Annotated in this window: 10 protein-coding genes; 2 read left to right on the forward strand and 8 right to left on the reverse strand. The window is 68.4% G+C overall.

The window, feature by feature from the left end:
* The coding region (locus tag IT306_17265; GenBank protein ID MCC7370177.1) for a DNA-directed RNA polymerase subunit beta' at positions 1-1,754 on the reverse strand (1,754 nt) is incomplete at its 3' end.
* A gap of 96 nt (positions 1,755-1,850) precedes the next feature.
* On the reverse strand, positions 1,851-5,366 hold the full coding sequence (locus IT306_17270) for a DNA-directed RNA polymerase subunit beta (GenBank protein MCC7370178.1): 3,516 nt from the start codon (positions 5,364-5,366) through the stop codon (positions 1,851-1,853).
* Between the two features lie 372 nt (positions 5,367-5,738).
* Between IT306_17270 and IT306_17275 the strand changes: the two genes are divergently transcribed.
* Positions 5,739-6,359: a maleylpyruvate isomerase N-terminal domain-containing protein gene (locus IT306_17275; protein MCC7370179.1), complete on the forward strand. Its 621-nt coding sequence runs from the start codon at positions 5,739-5,741 to the stop codon at positions 6,357-6,359.
* 10 nt (positions 6,360-6,369) lie between these two features.
* On the opposite strand, the gene IT306_17280 is transcribed toward IT306_17275, so the two are convergent.
* The 4 genes from IT306_17280 to IT306_17295 form a co-directional block, all read right to left on the reverse strand.
* Positions 6,370-7,329, reverse strand: coding sequence for a TIM barrel protein (locus tag IT306_17280; GenBank protein ID MCC7370180.1), 960 nt, complete (start codon positions 7,327-7,329; stop codon positions 6,370-6,372).
* A 140-nt stretch (positions 7,330-7,469) separates the two neighbouring features.
* Positions 7,470-8,063: a GntR family transcriptional regulator gene (locus IT306_17285; GenBank protein ID MCC7370181.1), complete on the reverse strand. Its 594-nt coding sequence runs from the start codon at positions 8,061-8,063 to the stop codon at positions 7,470-7,472.
* A 450-nt stretch (positions 8,064-8,513) separates the two neighbouring features.
* On the reverse strand, positions 8,514-10,622 hold the full coding sequence (locus tag IT306_17290; GenBank protein ID MCC7370182.1) for a hypothetical protein: 2,109 nt from the start codon (positions 10,620-10,622) through the stop codon (positions 8,514-8,516).
* Positions 10,623-10,922: 300 nt separating this feature from the next.
* The gene (locus tag IT306_17295; GenBank protein ID MCC7370183.1) at positions 10,923-11,780 is read right to left on the reverse strand and encodes a response regulator; all 858 of its coding nucleotides are present in this window, start codon (positions 11,778-11,780) and stop codon (positions 10,923-10,925) included.
* A 218-nt stretch (positions 11,781-11,998) separates the two neighbouring features.
* Between IT306_17295 and IT306_17300 the strand changes: the two genes are divergently transcribed.
* Positions 11,999-13,165, forward strand: a complete 1,167-nt coding sequence (locus tag IT306_17300) for a chemotaxis response regulator protein-glutamate methylesterase (GenBank protein ID MCC7370184.1) — start codon at positions 11,999-12,001, stop codon at positions 13,163-13,165.
* Between the two features lie 411 nt (positions 13,166-13,576).
* Here IT306_17300 and IT306_17305 read toward each other — a convergent pair whose 3' ends face one another.
* Both IT306_17305 and IT306_17310 read right to left on the reverse strand, forming a co-directional pair.
* The gene (locus IT306_17305; GenBank protein ID MCC7370185.1) at positions 13,577-14,401 is read right to left on the reverse strand and encodes a hypothetical protein; all 825 of its coding nucleotides are present in this window, start codon (positions 14,399-14,401) and stop codon (positions 13,577-13,579) included.
* Between the two features lie 5 nt (positions 14,402-14,406).
* Positions 14,407-15,633 carry a toxic anion resistance protein gene (locus IT306_17310; GenBank protein MCC7370186.1) on the reverse strand — a complete coding sequence of 409 codons (1,227 nt, stop codon included), beginning with the start codon at positions 15,631-15,633 and terminating at the stop codon, positions 14,407-14,409.
* Between the last annotated feature and the right edge of the window lie 200 nt (positions 15,634-15,833).

Raw genomic sequence — 15,833 nt, forward strand, 5'->3', positions numbered from 1 at the left:
ACCACTTCGTCCAGGATGTCCCAGACGACCGGATCTTCGCGCTCGACCATCTTCTTGGCGGCCTTGATCGTGGCGGCGTAGCCCTGCTTTTCGAGCCGGTTGTAAACGAACGGCTTGAACAGCTCGAGCGCCATGCGCTTCGGCAGGCCGCACTGGTGCAGCTTCAGGCTCGGGCCGACCACGATGACCGAGCGGCCAGAGTAGTCGACGCGCTTGCCCAGCAGGTTCTGGCGGAACCGTCCCTGCTTGCCCTTGAGCATGTCCGAGAGCGACTTGAGCTTGTGGTTGCTGGAGCCCGAGACCGCCCGGCCGCGCCGGCCGTTGTCGATCAGCGAGTCCACAGCCTCCTGCAGCATGCGCTTCTCGTTCCGGATGATGATCTCCGGCGCGCCCAGCTCCAGCAGTCGCTTGAGTCGGTTGTTCCGGTTGATCACCCGTCGGTAGAGATCGTTCAGGTCGGACGTGGCGAACCGGCCGCCGTCCAACTGAACCATCGGGCGCAGGTCTGGCGGAAGAACCGGCAGGATCTTCATCACCATCCACTGCGGCTGGTTCCCGGACTTGCGGAACGCCTCCACGACGCGCAGCCGCTTGGTGGCCTTCTTGCGGCGCTGCCCGGACGAGGAGCGGGAGTCCATCCGCAGCTCCTGCGCCAGCACCTCAAGATCGACCTTCTGGAGCAGCTCCCAGACGGCCTCAGCACCCATGCCGGCCTTGAAGACGCGCGGCCCGACCACGTCGAGCAGCTCGCGGTACTCGGCCTCGTTGAGCGTCAGCAGCGGCTTGATGCCCTCGATGCGCTTGATCTTCAGCTCGTCGCGCTGGCGCTCGCCGTCGGCATCGAACGCCGTGTCATCGCCGCCGACGTCGAGCGACGCGGCCTGCATCTCGGCGCGCACGCGGTCGATCTCGTTGTCGAGCGGCTCGCTGGCGTTCTTGATCCACTCGCCGAACTCGTCGTCCAACTGGTCCAGGTAGACCTTGGCGACATCTTCGAGCGCCGTGACGTGCGTCGGCTTGACCGTCTCGCCCGTCCGCACCACGACGGTGTCGTTCGGGCTGAAGACGATGTCGTCCTCGGCGGCCTGGCCCACCAGCTCCTCGATCTCGGCGCGCAGCGACGCCTGCGAGGTCGCAACAGACTCGATGCGCTGCTCCTTCTGGGTCTCGATGTCCCGGAGGCGCTCGGTCTTCTCGTCCTCAAGCTCGGCGAGGCGGTTCATCAGCGGGCCAGTCGCCTCTTCCAGGCGGCTCTTGCGGTCCCGCTCCTTGGCCTCGATGCGGCGCTCGGTCTCCTCGCGGATCTGCGAGACCAGCCGCTCGCGCGCCTGATCGTTGATGTCCGTGATGATGTACTTGGCGAAGTACAGCACCTGCTCCAGCAGGCGCGGCGTCACGTCCAGCAGCAGGCCGATCCGCGAAGGCGTCCCCTTCACGAACCAGATGTGGCTGACCGGCGAGGCCAGCTCGATGTGGCCCATCCGCTCGCGCCTGACCTTGGCCCGCGTCACCTCGACGCCGCACTTGTCGCAGATGATGCCCTTGTAGCGGACGCGCTTGTACTTGCCGCAGGAGCACTCCCAGTCCTTGGTGGGGCCGAAGATGCGCTCGCAGAAGAGGCCGTCGCGCTCGGGCTTGAGCGTGCGGTAGTTGATCGTCTCCGGCTTCGTCACCTCACCGCGCGACCAGGAGCGGATCTGCTCCGGCGAGGCGAGCGTGATGCGGACCGCGTTGAAATTGTTAACCTCGAGCATCCTACCCCCGTGCGGGGGTCTTGGATCTTCGGTCGCAGGCCGTGGGGACGCTGCTCGCCCCCACGGCCTACGACCTACGACCGAAGACCTCGCTGACTAGTCGCCGCGCTCGAAACCGGAAATGTGAATGTCCATCGACGGGATGCTGTCGGTGGCGGAGAGGTCTTCCAGGAACGCGACCTCTTCCTCCTCCTCGTTCAGCACCTCAACCGCCAGCCCGAGGCTCTGGAGCTCCTTCACGAGCACCTTGAACGACTCTGGCACGCCCGGCTGGAAGATGTCTTCACCCTTGACGATCGCCTCGTAGGTCTTGACGCGGCCAACCACGTCGTCCGACTTGACGGTCAGGATCTCCTGGAGCGTGTGCGCCGCGCCGTACGCTTCGAGCGCCCACACCTCCATCTCGCCGAAGCGCTGGCCGCCGAACTGCGCCTTACCACCCAGCGGCTGCTGCGTGATCAGCGAGTACGGCCCCGTGGACCGGGCGTGGATCTTGTCCTCCACCAGGTGCACCAGCTTCAGCATGTAGATGTAGCCGACCGTCACATCCTGGTCGAACTCCTCGCCGGTGCGGCCGTCACGCAGGCGGATCTTGCCGCTCTCCGGCAGCCCGGCCTTGGACAGCTCGGCCTTGATGTCCTCTTCGGTCGCGCCGTCGAAGACCGGGGTGGCGAACTTCATGCCCATGGCATCCGCCGCCCACCCGAGGTGCGTTTCCAGGATCTGCCCGATGTTCATGCGCGACGGCACGCCGATCGGGTTGAGGATGATCTCGACCGCCCGGCCATCAGGCAGGAACGGCATATCCTCGACGTGCATGATCCGCGCGATGACGCCCTTGTTGCCGTGGCGTCCCGCCATCTTGTCGCCCTCGGAGATCTTCCGCTTCTGGGCGATGGAGACGCGGACCTGCTTGTTGACGCCAGCCGGCAGCTCGACGCCCGCATCCCGCTCGAAGACGCGCACGTCCACCACCTTGCCGCGCTCGCCGTGTGGCACGCGCAGCGAGGTGTCCTTGACCTCGCGGGCCTTCTCGCCGAAGATCGCCCGCAGGAGGCGCTCCTCAGCCGTCAGCTCCGTCTCGCCCTTCGGGGTGATCTTGCCGACGAGGATGTCGCCAGCCTTCACCTCAGCGCCGATGCGGATGATGCCGTTCTCGTCGAGGTCGCGCAGGCTGTCCTCGCCGACGTTCGGGATGTCCCGCGTGATCTCCTCGGGGCCGAGCTTGGTGTCCCGCGCCTCGACCTCGTGCTTCTCGATGTGGATCGACGTGAACTTGTCGTCACGCACCACCGACTCCGAGAGCAGGATGGCGTCCTCGAAGTTGCCGCCCTCCCAGCACATGAACGACACGAGGACGTTCTGGCCGAGCGCCAGCTCGCCTTCCTGCGTCGAGGAGCTGTCCGCCAGCGGCTGCCCCTTCACCACGCGCTCGCCGCGCATGACGATGGGCCGCTGGTTCATGCAGGTGCCCTGGTTGGACCGCACGAACTTCCGCAGCCGGTAGATGTGCTTCTCGCCGGCCGCGTCGCGGATCACGACCTCGCGCGCCGCCACCGACTCGACCACGCCATCCGTCCTCGACAGGACAACCTGGCCCGAGTCGCGCGCCGTGCGGACCTCCATGCCCGTGCCCACCAGCGGGGCTTCCGGCTGGAGCAGCGGCACCGCCTGGCGCTGCATGTTGCAGCCCATCAGCGCGCGGTTGGCGTCGTCGTGCTCGAGGAACGGGATCAGGGCGCCGGCCACGCTCACCGTCTGCTTCGGCGAAATGTCGACGAAGTCCACCCGCTCCGGCGGCTCCTCCAGGAACAGCGAGCCGTGCCGGACCGAGATCCTGGTGTCCGCGAACGTATTGTCGGGGTTCAGGTGCACATTCGCCTGGGCAACCGAGAAGCGCTCCTCCTCGTCAGCCGGCAGGAACGCGATCTCGTCCGTGACGAACGGCACGATGTTGACGAACTTCACGTCCGCGATGCCGGCGATGCGGGCCGCCAGCGCGGCGTCGATCACCGTGCCCTTCTTCGCCACGACGTCGCCATTGTCGGAGACGTCCTCGCGCAGGGTGCGGTCCACTAGCTGAGCGCCATCGTTCGCCACCGTGCGGCGCACCCGCCGGTACGGCGTCTCGATGAAGCCGAACGCGTTGATCCGCCCGTACGTCGCGAGGCTGCCGATCAGGCCGATGTTCGGGCCTTCAGGCGTCTCGATCGGGCAGATCCGGCCGTAGTGGCTGTGATGCACGTCGCGCACTTCGAAGCCGGCGCGGTCGCGGCTCAGACCGCCAGGCCCGAGCGCCGAGAGGCGGCGCTTGTGCGTCAGCTCGGCCAGCGGGTTCACCTGGTCCATGAACTGCGAGAGCTGGCTGCCGCCGAAGAACTCGCGCATGGCCGCCACGACGGGGCGGATGTTCACCAGGCTGGACGGCGTGGCCGTGGCCGGCTCGGTGATCGACATGCGCTCCTTGACGACGCGCTCCATACGGAGCAGGCCGACGCGGAACTGATTCTGGATCAGCTCGCCAACGGCGCGCACACGGCGGTTGCCCAGATGATCGATGTCATCCCGGGAGGAGCGCTCGTTGTTGATGCGGATCATCTCGCGGACGATCTCGATCAGATCCTGCGGCGTCAGCACCCGCTCGGTCTGGCCGGTCGTCGGGGCGGCCTCGAGGCGCAGGCGGCGAGACAGCTTGTAGCGGCCCACCCGCCCGAGGTCGTAGCGGCGGAAGCTGAAGAACAGCGAGTTCAGCAACTGCTTGGCGTTGTCGAGGTTCGGCGGATCGCCCGGGCGCAGCCGCCGGTAGAACTCCAGCAGCGCCTCCTGGGTGTTCGAGGCCGGATCCTTGTCCATCGTGGACTGCAGGTAGTGGTGGTCCCGATGGTTGTCGTCCGCCTCGTAGAGCGCCAGCATCTCGTCGTTGTCGCCCTTCTTGATGGGCGACCCGGGGACGGCGCCAAGCGCGCGCAGCAGCGTGGTGACCGGGATCTTCCGCTTGCGGTCCACCTTGACCGAGAGCACGTCGCGGCTGCTGGTCTCGAATTCGAGCCACGCGCCACGGCTGGGGATCAGCTTGGCCGTTGCGAGCGGGCGGCCGGTCGTGGTGTCCTCGGCAGCGTCGAAGTAGACGCCCGGGGAGCGCACGAGCTGGCTCACCACGACGCGCTCAGCGCCGTTGATGATGAAGGTGCCGTTCTCCGTCATGAGCGGGAAATCGCCCATGAAGATGGTCTGCTCCTTCAACTCGCCCTCGGCGTCACCCGACTTGATGCGCAGCCGCATCCGGACCCGCAGCGGGGCGGCGTAGGTCTGGTCGCGCAGGCGGCAGTCGTCCTCACTCATCTTGGGCTCGCCGAACTCATAGCCCGGCTCGCCGTCTGGACCCGGAACGGCCAGTTCCAGCTCCATAGTTCGACCTGTGAAGTCCCCAATTGGCGAGATCTCGTCGAAGAGCTCGCGCAGCCCCTCCTTCTTGAACCAGCTGAACGAGTCGCGCTGAATCTGAATCAGATCCGGCACCGGCGCCGCCTCGGCGAAGCGCGCAAACGTCTTGCGCGGCATCGTCACCTGAGGGAGAGCCAGGGAGCTCGGGTCGGCCGGGGCGATAGCCATGAAGTCAAACCTCCCGTGAGGACACAGGCCGCGAGACCAAGAGGGTCACGTGATTCGCCGAGCAAGCTGCCACAGGCGGCGACAGTGGCAGCGCGATGGGCGCACCGAGAAAGGGCACGAAGAGATGGCGGGCGAGGGCCAACGTCAAAGTATACCGACGCTAGACTGAAACCGGCGAAACACGACAAAAACCCGGCCAGGAAGCCCCGCCCTCAAAGGCGGCCTCCAGGTCCGAGTATGAGAGTGGACATCGTCGAAATGTGACGCACAGACCCACGTTCGGACAGTATTCTAGCACGGAGCGCTCAGCGTGACACAGGTTCGCGCCGCGCGGCGCACAGGACAGCGAAGTCTGCCCGATCTGGAGAGAACGTGAACGACACCGCGGCCCCGTATTTCGAGGCGGTCGCCTTCTTCCGCCAGGTCGTCGGGCTGCTGCGAACGAGCCAGTGGGATCAGCCGGGCCTGGGCGTCTGGTCGGTGCGCGAGCTGGTGGGCCATACCAGCCGTGCTCTGGCCAACGTCGAGCGCGATATCCGGCATCCGCTGCCGCACCCGGGCGACGGTGACCGGGCCGCCGACTATTTCAGCAACGTGCTGGCGACGCCCAATCAGGCCAGCGGCGTGGCGGAACGCGGGCGGCAGGCCGGCTCGGCCCTCGGCGACGATCCGCAAGCCACCATCGAACTGCTGGAGCAGACGGCTCGCGAGGTGCTGGCCGCGACCCCGCCCGACGCGCGCGTCGCCACCCCCTACGCCCGCCTGCCGCTCGATGCCTATCTGGACACGAAGATCTTCGAGCTGGTCGTCCACACGCTCGACATCTGCCGCGCTGCCGACATCCAGGCCCCGCCGCCGGCCGGGCCGCTCGCGCGCGCACTCGGCATCGCCCTGGATCTGGCGGCCCGCAACCCTGACCGAGCGCGGCAGGCCGTGCTGCTGCACGCGCTGACGGGCAGGACGCCGCTGCCAGACGGCTTCAGCGTGCTGTAGTCCCCTGGCCCTACAGCCCCAGCCCGGCGAGGTACGCCCGGCTGCGCGCCGCGCTCTCCTTCGGCGAGCCCATCCCCGGCAGCACATCCTGCTCGACGACGATCCAGCCGCCGTACCCGCGCTCGCGCAGCCACGCCACGACGGCCGGAAAGTCCACGCAGCCCTTGCCCAGCTCGCAGAAGAGGCCTTCCTTGAGCGCGCGGAAGTAGTCCCAGCCGTCGGCTCGCGCCCGCGTGGCGACGGCCGGCTCACAGTCCTTGACGTGGACGTGCAGCACCCGCTCCGCGAACCGCTCCAGGCCAGCCAGCGCGCCGCGTGGATCGTTGACGCCGCTGCCGTAGGTGTAGTGCCCGGTGTCCAGCACCAGCCCGACCACGTCGGGACTGGTCAGGTCGAGCAGGCGGGCGGTCTCGTCGGGGGTCTCCACGAAGCCGGCGCAGTGCGAGTGAAACGCGATCCGCAGGCCCGTCGCATCGTTGACGGCGCGGGCGACATCCTCGACGCCGGCCGCGAAGGTGCGCCACGCGGCGGCGTCCAGGCCCATACCGGGGGTCGCGCGGCCAGCGTGCAGGGTACGGACGGGATCGCTGCCGTTCTCGTCGGCCAGGATCAGAAACGGCGGCTGCGCGTCCGGGCCGTCCTCGGCCACCGCGCGAAGCAGCCGGGCCGTCCGCACCGCCCGCTCCCGGATCTCGGCATGGGCGTCGGCGTGGCGGAACGTCCCCTGGACGTATGCGCCGACCATCGCCAGACCCCTCTGGCGCAGCTCAGCATCGAGGGCAGATGGCTCGGTCGGCATGAAGCCCCAGTCGCCCAGCTCCGTCCCGACGTACCCCGTCTCCCGAAGCTCGTCCAGCATCTGGACGTACCCGATGCTTGCCCTGCCGACCTCCTCGAACTCCAATGCGCCCCAGGAGCACGGCGCATTGGCGACGCGGATGGGTGAGGCGCGCGGCGGCGTGGCGGGCATGGCAGCATCCCGAGCTTCGGCCCGTGGATGGACCGAAGCTCAGGGATGATACGTCAGGATCGGGGCAGCCCTCCACGCCTCACGCCGCGAAGCACCATCGCGACATCAGCGCGCCTTCACAATCCCGACACGTCAGCACGTCACGCGAGCGGTCCGCCGTTCTTCAGCACCGCCGACCGCACATTCGCGACGTGCAGGCGGGCCAGTCGCTCAGCCTCCGGGGCGTCGTGCGCTTCCAGGGCTGCCAGAATCGCCTGGTGCTCGCCCAGGGAGGAATCGCGCCGCCCGGGCACCAGGATCGATCCGAACTGGTAGCGGATCAGCGGGTACTGCAGTGACCCCAGGAACCGCGACACGATCTCGTGCCCGGCCGCGTTCAGGATGATCCTGTGAAAGCGGTGGTTGAGGGCCGCGTACTTCATCACGTCGTCGATGGCAAGGGCGTCCTTCATCTCTTCCACGACGGCCCGCAGCGCGGCAAGCTCGGCCTCGCTTGCCTTCTGGCTCGCCAGCACGGCCGCCAGCCCTTCCAGCACCTCGCGGACCAGCAGGATCTGCACGGCCTCGTCAAGGGTGAAGGCGCGCACATGAGCGCCACGGTTGATCTCGATCTCAACCAGCCCCTCTTCCTGGAGGCGGATGAGCGCGGCGCGGAGGGTCGTGCGGCTGACGCCCAGCGCCAGCGTCACCTCAGCCTCGATCAGCCGCTGGTTCGGCAGGTAGGTGCCGGCCATGATCGCGTCTCGCAGGGCCTGGTACGCGTACTCGAGCTGTCCGCGAACCGGCGCGTCTGCCGACTTGTCTACACCACGGGCGTTACTGCTTTTTCTCGACCCGACGCGAGCACTTCGCTTCGCGGCGGGCAACGTTCCACTCTTCGGCATGCGTTGATCGTCCCACTCAGCCCGGAGGGTCGGCACGGGGCCGGCCCGGGCTCCGGTGCCTGGCATTCCGCAACATGGTACATGATCGACCGGGTCCGGCTAATCCGTTTCAGCAACGTCTCATACAACTCCTGGCGACCATCGTGCCGGCAGCCCTGCGCTGCCTCTCTACCGACGCTGGACGTGCAGCGGGGCGGACGTTCAGGCCGTCCGCCCCGCTGGTAGGTGTGGCGCAGCGCGCGTCGACACCGTGAATGCAACTGGTACTGCAACCGGAATCGCGCCTCACAGATTCTTGCCTCAGACGGCCGGGCGGAGCCGCTCCTGCCGACCGGCCGGCGCCCAGGCATGCGCCCGGCTCGGCTCGCCACGCCCGCGATTGCCCGGCCCCTCGTCCAGCTCGAACTGCCCGATCAGCGTCTTGAGCTGATCCGCCGTCGCCGCAAGCTCGTCGGCCTGCGCGCTGATGCCGTCCACCTGGGCGCGGATCGAGTCGCAGGACGCCGACACCTCGTCGGTGGCGGCGCTGTTCTCCTCAGACACGGCGGCGATGGTCGCGAACGACTGGGTGACTCGCGTGGTCTGGCCGGCAATGCTGTCAGTGGCGGCGCTGCTCTCGTCCACCACGCCGCTGATGCTCTGCATCGTCTGCACGACGGACTGTGCCCCGCCCGTCAGCTGGTCGGCCGCCGTGGCAATGGTCGCCACCTGGGCCACCGTCTCATCGATCGCAGCGAGGATCTCGGCGAGCGCGGACCCGGCCTGGTCCGCCCGCTCGGCCCCGAGATCGACCTTCACCGAGCTGCTCCGCATGGCGTCGACGGCGGCGCTGGTGCCGGTCTGCACCTCGCGAATCAGCTCCGAGATGCCGCGCGTCTCCCGCTGGGAGCGCTCGGCCAGCTTGCGGACCTCGTCGGCTACCACCGCGAAGCCCTTCCCGTGCTCGCCGGCCCGGGCCGCCTCGATAGCCGCGTTCAGGGCGAGGAGATTGGTCTGCTCGGCGATGTCGTCGATGGTCTCGACCACCGCGCCGATCTTCGAGCCGAGCGCCCCGAGGGCCTCGACCCGCTCGGCGGCCTGCGCCACCACGGTCCGAATGTCGGCCATGCCGTCGATGGTCTCGCGGACGGCCCGGCTGCCGTCCTCGGCCGAGGAGCGCGTCTGCGCCGACGCCGACGACACTCGTCGCACGTTCGTCGCCACCAGCTCGACGCCAGAGGCCATCTGCGCGACGGTCGCCGTGACCTCGGTGATCTGCCCCGCCTGGGTGCTGGTTCCGCGAGCGATCTCGTCAACCGACCGGCCAACCTCCGAGATCGCCGCCACGGCCCCCTGCACCGAGTTCGCCGAGTCCTGCGCGCCCACCGCCACGTGCCCAATCGCCTCGGCCACCTGGGCCACGGCATTGGCCGTCTCGCCGGTCACCGCGCCGAGCTCCTGTGACGTCTCCGCCACGGAATCGGCGGCCACCCGCACCTGCCCGAGCATCTGGCGCAGGCTGCCCGTCATCTGGGTGAACGCCTCGCCCGTCTCTTGCAGGCTGCTGACCATCGTGTTGACGTCCGTGGACATCCGCCCGAGCTCGTCGTCGGAGGAGACGGTCACCGGCTGCGCCTGGATCTCGACGCGGCCCCGCAGGTCACCTGCCGCCGCCCGCTCGACCGCCTCCATCAGGTTGGGAAGGTCGTGCCGGGCGACCACGGACGCCAGCCCGGCCACCCGCCCGACGGACCGCGCGATCCATGAGGCGATCAGCACCGTCACGACGGCCACGAAGAGCAGCATGGCCAGCATCGTCAGCACGATGCGCTGGGTCAGGTCCGCCAGGCGCGCCTCGACCCGCTGGATCGAGAAGCCCACACGGAACGCGCCCCAGTGCTGGCCGTTCACGACGATGGGCGCGGACAGATCCCACATCGTCTCGCCAGTGTCGCGCTTGTAGACCTGCTGCAGGAACGGATCGACGTTCTGCGCAGCCGCCAGCCCGACTGGATCGTCGAACAGCCGCTTGGTGCGGTTCAGCGCGGGCGTCGCCGCGCCAACGGCGTATTTCGTGTTGTGCGTTGGGAGGTAGCCGTTGCGGTCAACCAGGACAGCGAACACGACGTCTTCGTCGCGCAGCACCTCGTCTTCGATCTTCTGGAATGTCGTATCGACATACGCGTCATAGCCAGTGTGATACTTCTTTGGCTCAGTGTTCGGAATGACGGAGTACTTCGTATCGAACAGTTGCTCCTGGGTCAGGGCGCCGGAGGCGAGTGCCTGGCTGAAAACCTCGGCGGCCACCCGCGCCTGGGTCTGCGCGATGATGCGCCCCTTCTCCAACAGCACCTGCTCCTGCGAAGCACGCTGCGAATAGACATCGTACGCGGTGAAGCCGATCAGCAATGGCGCGAGCGTCGCCAGCATCAAGCATGTCATCTTGACGCGCAAGCTCGTGCGAACGGGGCGCCAGAGGCGGTGAAACATCGAAACCTCCATCGAGGGGTTGGAGCGGCAGGGAGAGATCCGTCGGATTACAACGCGGCGCGGCCACCCGGAGCGACACCCTCTCGCCAACCGAGCGCATCTCAATATATGGATGGCGAGTGCGCTCGATGAGTCTGTCTGACGAGCGGAGCGGAGTGGCCTGCCGGGCCTGTGCAGCGCGCGACGACCGGTCGAAGGCAGGGCGGCGCTGACGCGAGGCGGGTCAGGCGGCGGGCCGCGTCACGCTGACGCGATGATCGTCAGGTGCGCCAGCGCCTTCTCATAGGCGCTCGTCAGCCGCTCGACCAGGTGCTGTGCGCCGGCCTCGTCGGTGGGCGCGTTCTCGCTCCGCACCGACCGCGCGATCTGCTCGACGTGGCGCGCCCCGACAATCGCCGCGCAGCCAGCGACGAAGTGCAGCTCCCGCAGCAGGGTGTGCGTGTCACCGCCGGTCACGGCTGCCAGGATCATCGGAAACCGAGCCGGAACCTCACTCCCGAAGTCGTGAACCAGCTCGCCGATCAGCGCCGCGCCGGTGTCGCCGTCCAGCTCTCGCAAGTCGTCGAGGACGCGGCTGTCAATCGGGCCGTCGTTGCTCGGGCAGGCTGCAGGGCGGGTCGGAGTCCAGGCCTGCGCGGCCTGCTCCCCTGCGATCCAGCGGTCGAGCACACGCTCGAGGCTTTCGAGCATGACCGGCTTCGTCAGGTAGTCGTCCATGCCGGCGTCGATGCACCGCTCGCGGGCGCCCTGCATCGCCAGCGCCGTGACGGCAATGACCGGCACGCGGCCGACCGTGTGTTCCGGGCTGGCCGCCTGCTCGCGATGGCGGATTGCGCGGGTCGCATCGTACCCATCCATGATCGGCATCAGGCAGTCCATCAGGACGGCGTCAAATCGCTGTTGCCCGACGACTTCGACCGCCTGCGCACCGTTCTCAACTGACAGGTGGGCGTAGCCCAGGTGCGTGAGCATGCCCTCGACCACCATGCGGTTGGTCGGTTCGTCGTCCACCACGAGCACACGGGCGAGCCGTTCCTGCCCCCGAGCGGTCGCAGCCTGACCGGGCGAGGTCGTCCCGTACTGGCTGGAGGTGTTCATTTCCCCTTGCATTGCGTTGTCAGACCCTCACGCCATACCGACCTGGCGGTGGAAACTCCGCGTCTCATCTCCTACAACGGCGCGTGCCGTGGGAAGGGACGGGGTGACGGGGAGGACGCGCGCTCCATCACCTTTGTGACCAGCAGGACGTTTGTTTGAGGTAGGACGGCAGAGCCAGCAGTGGATGTTGTCGCCCGAGCGAGCGCAAGGATCACTAGATGACGGGCGAACCGCCGTTCAGAGCGCCCGCGTCCCCGCTTCCGGGACGCTCCGCCAGCCCCGTCCGCGTGCTAGTCGTCGATGACTCGGCGCTGACGCGGCGTGTCCTGATGGCTGCGCTGAACGGTGCGTCAGACATCGAGGTGGTCGGGTCCGCGGCGAACGGCCAGGAGTGCTTCGCCAAGGTTGAGGAGCTCCAGCCGGACGTCGTGACGCTCGACGTCGAGATGCCGGGCATGGACGGCCTCGCCGTGCTGCGGCAGTTGATGGCCCGCTCGCCGCTGCCCGTGGTCATGGTCTCCTACCTGACGCACGAGGGCGCAGAGGCCACCGTCCGCGCCCTGCTCGACGGCGCGGTGGACTTCGTACCGAAGCCGGGCGGCCCGATCCTCGGGAGCGTCGTCACCCTGCGGGATGAGCTGGTCAGGAAGGTCCGTGAAGCGGCGCGCGCGCGGCCACGCGTCGGCCGGCCACGACTGTCAACGACAACCCACCGGCTCCCTCCGGTCAGCGTCAGTCCCCGCCCGGCCCCGCCACCCCCTGCACGCACACCGCTGCGCGCCAGCGACGGCTTCGAGCGGCTCGTGATCCTCGGGGCGTCGACGGGCGGACCGCAGGCGTTGCAGGCCGTCGTCAGCGATCTGCATCCGGACGGACGGACCGCCTACGTCATTGTCCAGCACATGCCAGACGGGATGACCACCGTGCTGGCCGACCTCCTGGCGTCGGCCTCTCCGCTGCTGATCCGCGAGGCGCGCCAGAACGACAGGCTGGCCCCGGATGTCGCGCTGCTGGCCCCGGGCGACTGGCACCTGCGTTTCGGCCCGCGCGGCACCATCGAGCTTGACCAGGGTCCGAAAGTCCACTGGGTGCGCCCATCCGTCGACGTGGCGCTGCTGTCGGCGGCGGAGGTCTACGGCAGCCGGATCGTGACGGCGGTCCTCACCGGCATGGGCTCAGACGGTGCAGACGGGGCCGTCGCGGTGAAGCAGGCGGGCGGCACGGTCATCGCCGAAGACAAGTCCACCTGCGTCGTGTACGGGATGCCCAAAGCCGTCGCCCAGCGCGGCGCAGCCGAGCACATCGTGCCGCTGCCGCAGGTCGCCCCGACGATCCGACAGCTGCTGGCGGGGACGGGCCGGACGCGCCAGCCGTCGCTCGTCTGACGCCTCGGCCACCTGCACGAGCAGTCGAAGCGCGGGGGCGTGCCCCTCGCTCGGCATGTACGTGAACGGGCACGGCGATCGCATGATACCGTCGTCGTGCAGGGTGGTCGGGGCTTGACGAAGATTGATGATTTATGGTGGTAAGGGCCCTCACCCCCGACCGAGGGAGGCCCTCACCCCCCAGCCCCCTCTCCCACCGAGGGAGGCCCTCACCCCCAGCCCCCTCTCCCTGTGCGCGGGCGAGGGGGGCGCCACGGCCGAGCAGTCTGTGCAAGCCGCCGACCCCTCTCCCTGTGCGCGGGAGAGGGGGCTGGGGGGTGAGGTAACTCCCGGGCTGAGGGTGAGGTCTCCCGGAGCAGGGCTGCGGTTTCCCGGGGCGACTCACCGTGGAGTTTTCAGCGTGGTGCCGGTTTAGCAGGCGCGCGCCTGCGTGATGTCGTGGAGCAGGCCCATCCGCGCGGTCGGCGGCGGCTGCGCGTCCGACGCTGGCCGCTCGCCGTGCCCGAAGCGCTCCTCCAGGAAACGGCGATTGGCGCTCATGCGGTCGAGATCCTGCTGCTGGAGATCGAGCGTGATATCGTCGAGCTTGGCATCCAGCAGGTGAAGCTGCGCCCGCAGCTCGGTGAGCGCGGTGCGGCCGGTCGACGGCACCAGGGGATCGTCCAGGCCCGGCAGTGCGAGGTACGCCTCCAGCGTGCGCGGCAGGTAGTCCGTGGCGGTCTGCCGCACGATGTGCAGGCTCTGGGAGAACGGCGGGAAACGGTCGGCATAGCCCAGCAGCAGATCGGCCTTGCGCTGGATCTGCTCGGCCTTGACCTGCACGTCAATCGGCAGCTCACGACGCGCCGGCCGCGGGGCGGTAGCGCCAGCCGGGGCCGGCTCCGGGTCGCCACGACGCCCACGCCGACGTCCGGACCGGCCCTGCGCCGCAGGCTGCCCGCAAGCCGCGCCCTGCTCGTGGGCCGCGCCTGCCGACCACGGCTGCCATGCCCCCGGCGAGCCGGCGCGGGGGTCTGACTGGAAGCCGGACGGCGTCGCATGGCGCGGGCGACGGCCCCCCGCCAGCGCCCGCCAGACCAGCCACGCCCCGAGCACGATCATCAGCACGGGCAGCGCGTGGCTGCCCAGCGAGATCAGGACCGACGCGACGGTCGTGATGACCGTCACGACGACCCAGATCCCGAAGGCCGCCACGGCGACGACCAGCGCCAGCAGCAGCACGATGATCAGGCCCATCCTGGTTACGCTCCTTCGCGGTTGACGGGGAGCTGCAATTCGCCCGTCAGGGTGTCAGCCTGGGCCTGCGCCAGCTCGGCCGCCCGCGCCCGCTCGACGTGCGTCTGGGCCTTCGCGATCTCCTTCGAGAGATTGTCGATGGTCGTCTTCATCGTGTCGAGCGCGGCGAGCTTGAACGTGTCGATGGCGTCGATGGTGGCGTAGATGTTGGTGAACGCCGCCTGCAACTGCTCGATGTTCACCGTTGCGCTGGCAGCCTGCTGCTGGATCTCGGCGGTCTGCTGGCGCAGCATCCGCGAGGTCGATTCGATCACATTGCCGGTGGTCGTGTTGAGCGCCGTGATCTGGTCCAGCACCAGCCGCTGGTTGCCGAGCGCCAGCGCCGCGATGACAGCCGTCCGCAGCGCCGAGACGGTGGTCGTCGTCGCGCGCTCGACGCCCTTGACCAGCTCCTGGTTGTTCTTGCGGATCAGGTCCAGCGCGAGATACCCCTGGACCGTCACCGAGAGTTGGGTAAGCAAGTCCTGGCGCTTCTGGCGCACGTAGAAGAGGGCGTCCTCCCGCAGGGCGCGGGCCTTCTCAGGGTCCGAGCCGTCGGTCAGCGCGATCTTCTTCGCCAGCGCCTCGTCGAGCTGCGCCGCCATGTAGGCGTACTGCTCCAGCCGCCGCTTCATCTCCCAGAGGTGATACTTCTCCTGCTCCAGGGCGGCGTTGTCGCGCATCAGCTCGTCCTGGCCCCGGTAGAGGCTGCTGACGATGGCCTCGATCTGCGACTGTGCCGATTGGTACTTGCGGAAGTACCCTTCGACCTGACTCCCGAAGACGGCGCGCTTGAAGAAGCCGCGCCGCTGCCCGAGGTGGCGCGACGGGTCCAGATCCTCGACCTGGGTCCGCAGCGCGAGCAACGCCTGCGAGACCTCCGAGCCCTGGGCCATCGGTCCCTGCCCGAGGGCGGCGGTTGGGCGGTCGAGGAAGCGATTGGAGGCCTCGGCGGAGCGGCGAATCTCCTCGTGGCCCATCTTGCTGATCGAGGAGACCTTCTTGTTGAACTCGGGCGATTGCGCTTCGAGGGTGGTCAGCGAATCGACGTAGGCGTTGACGGCCGCCTGGATGCGGACAGCGGTCGCCTCGTCGATACGGATGGTGGAAGCAGCCTGCGCCTGGGTGACGGGGGGCACCGCCGCTGGCGGCTCGAGGACGAGCTCATCGGCAGCCGGCTCGATCCCTGGCATCTGAATGGTCATCGGGCAAGTCCTCCTGCTACGGATGGGACGTTGCCCGCGCCGGAAAAGTTGCATTCCGCCCGGGAACCCCTCCCCCACGTGATGGCCAACACGGTGAAGGCGCAGTCAGCGAGCAAAGGCTGCATTCCGCCGGGGAACCCCTCCCCCACGTGATGGCCAACACGGTGAAGGCGCAGTCAGCGAGCAAA

This window comes from Chloroflexota bacterium, assembly GCA_020850535.1.
GTDB lineage: Bacteria > Chloroflexota > UBA6077 > UBA6077 > JACCZL01 > JADZEM01.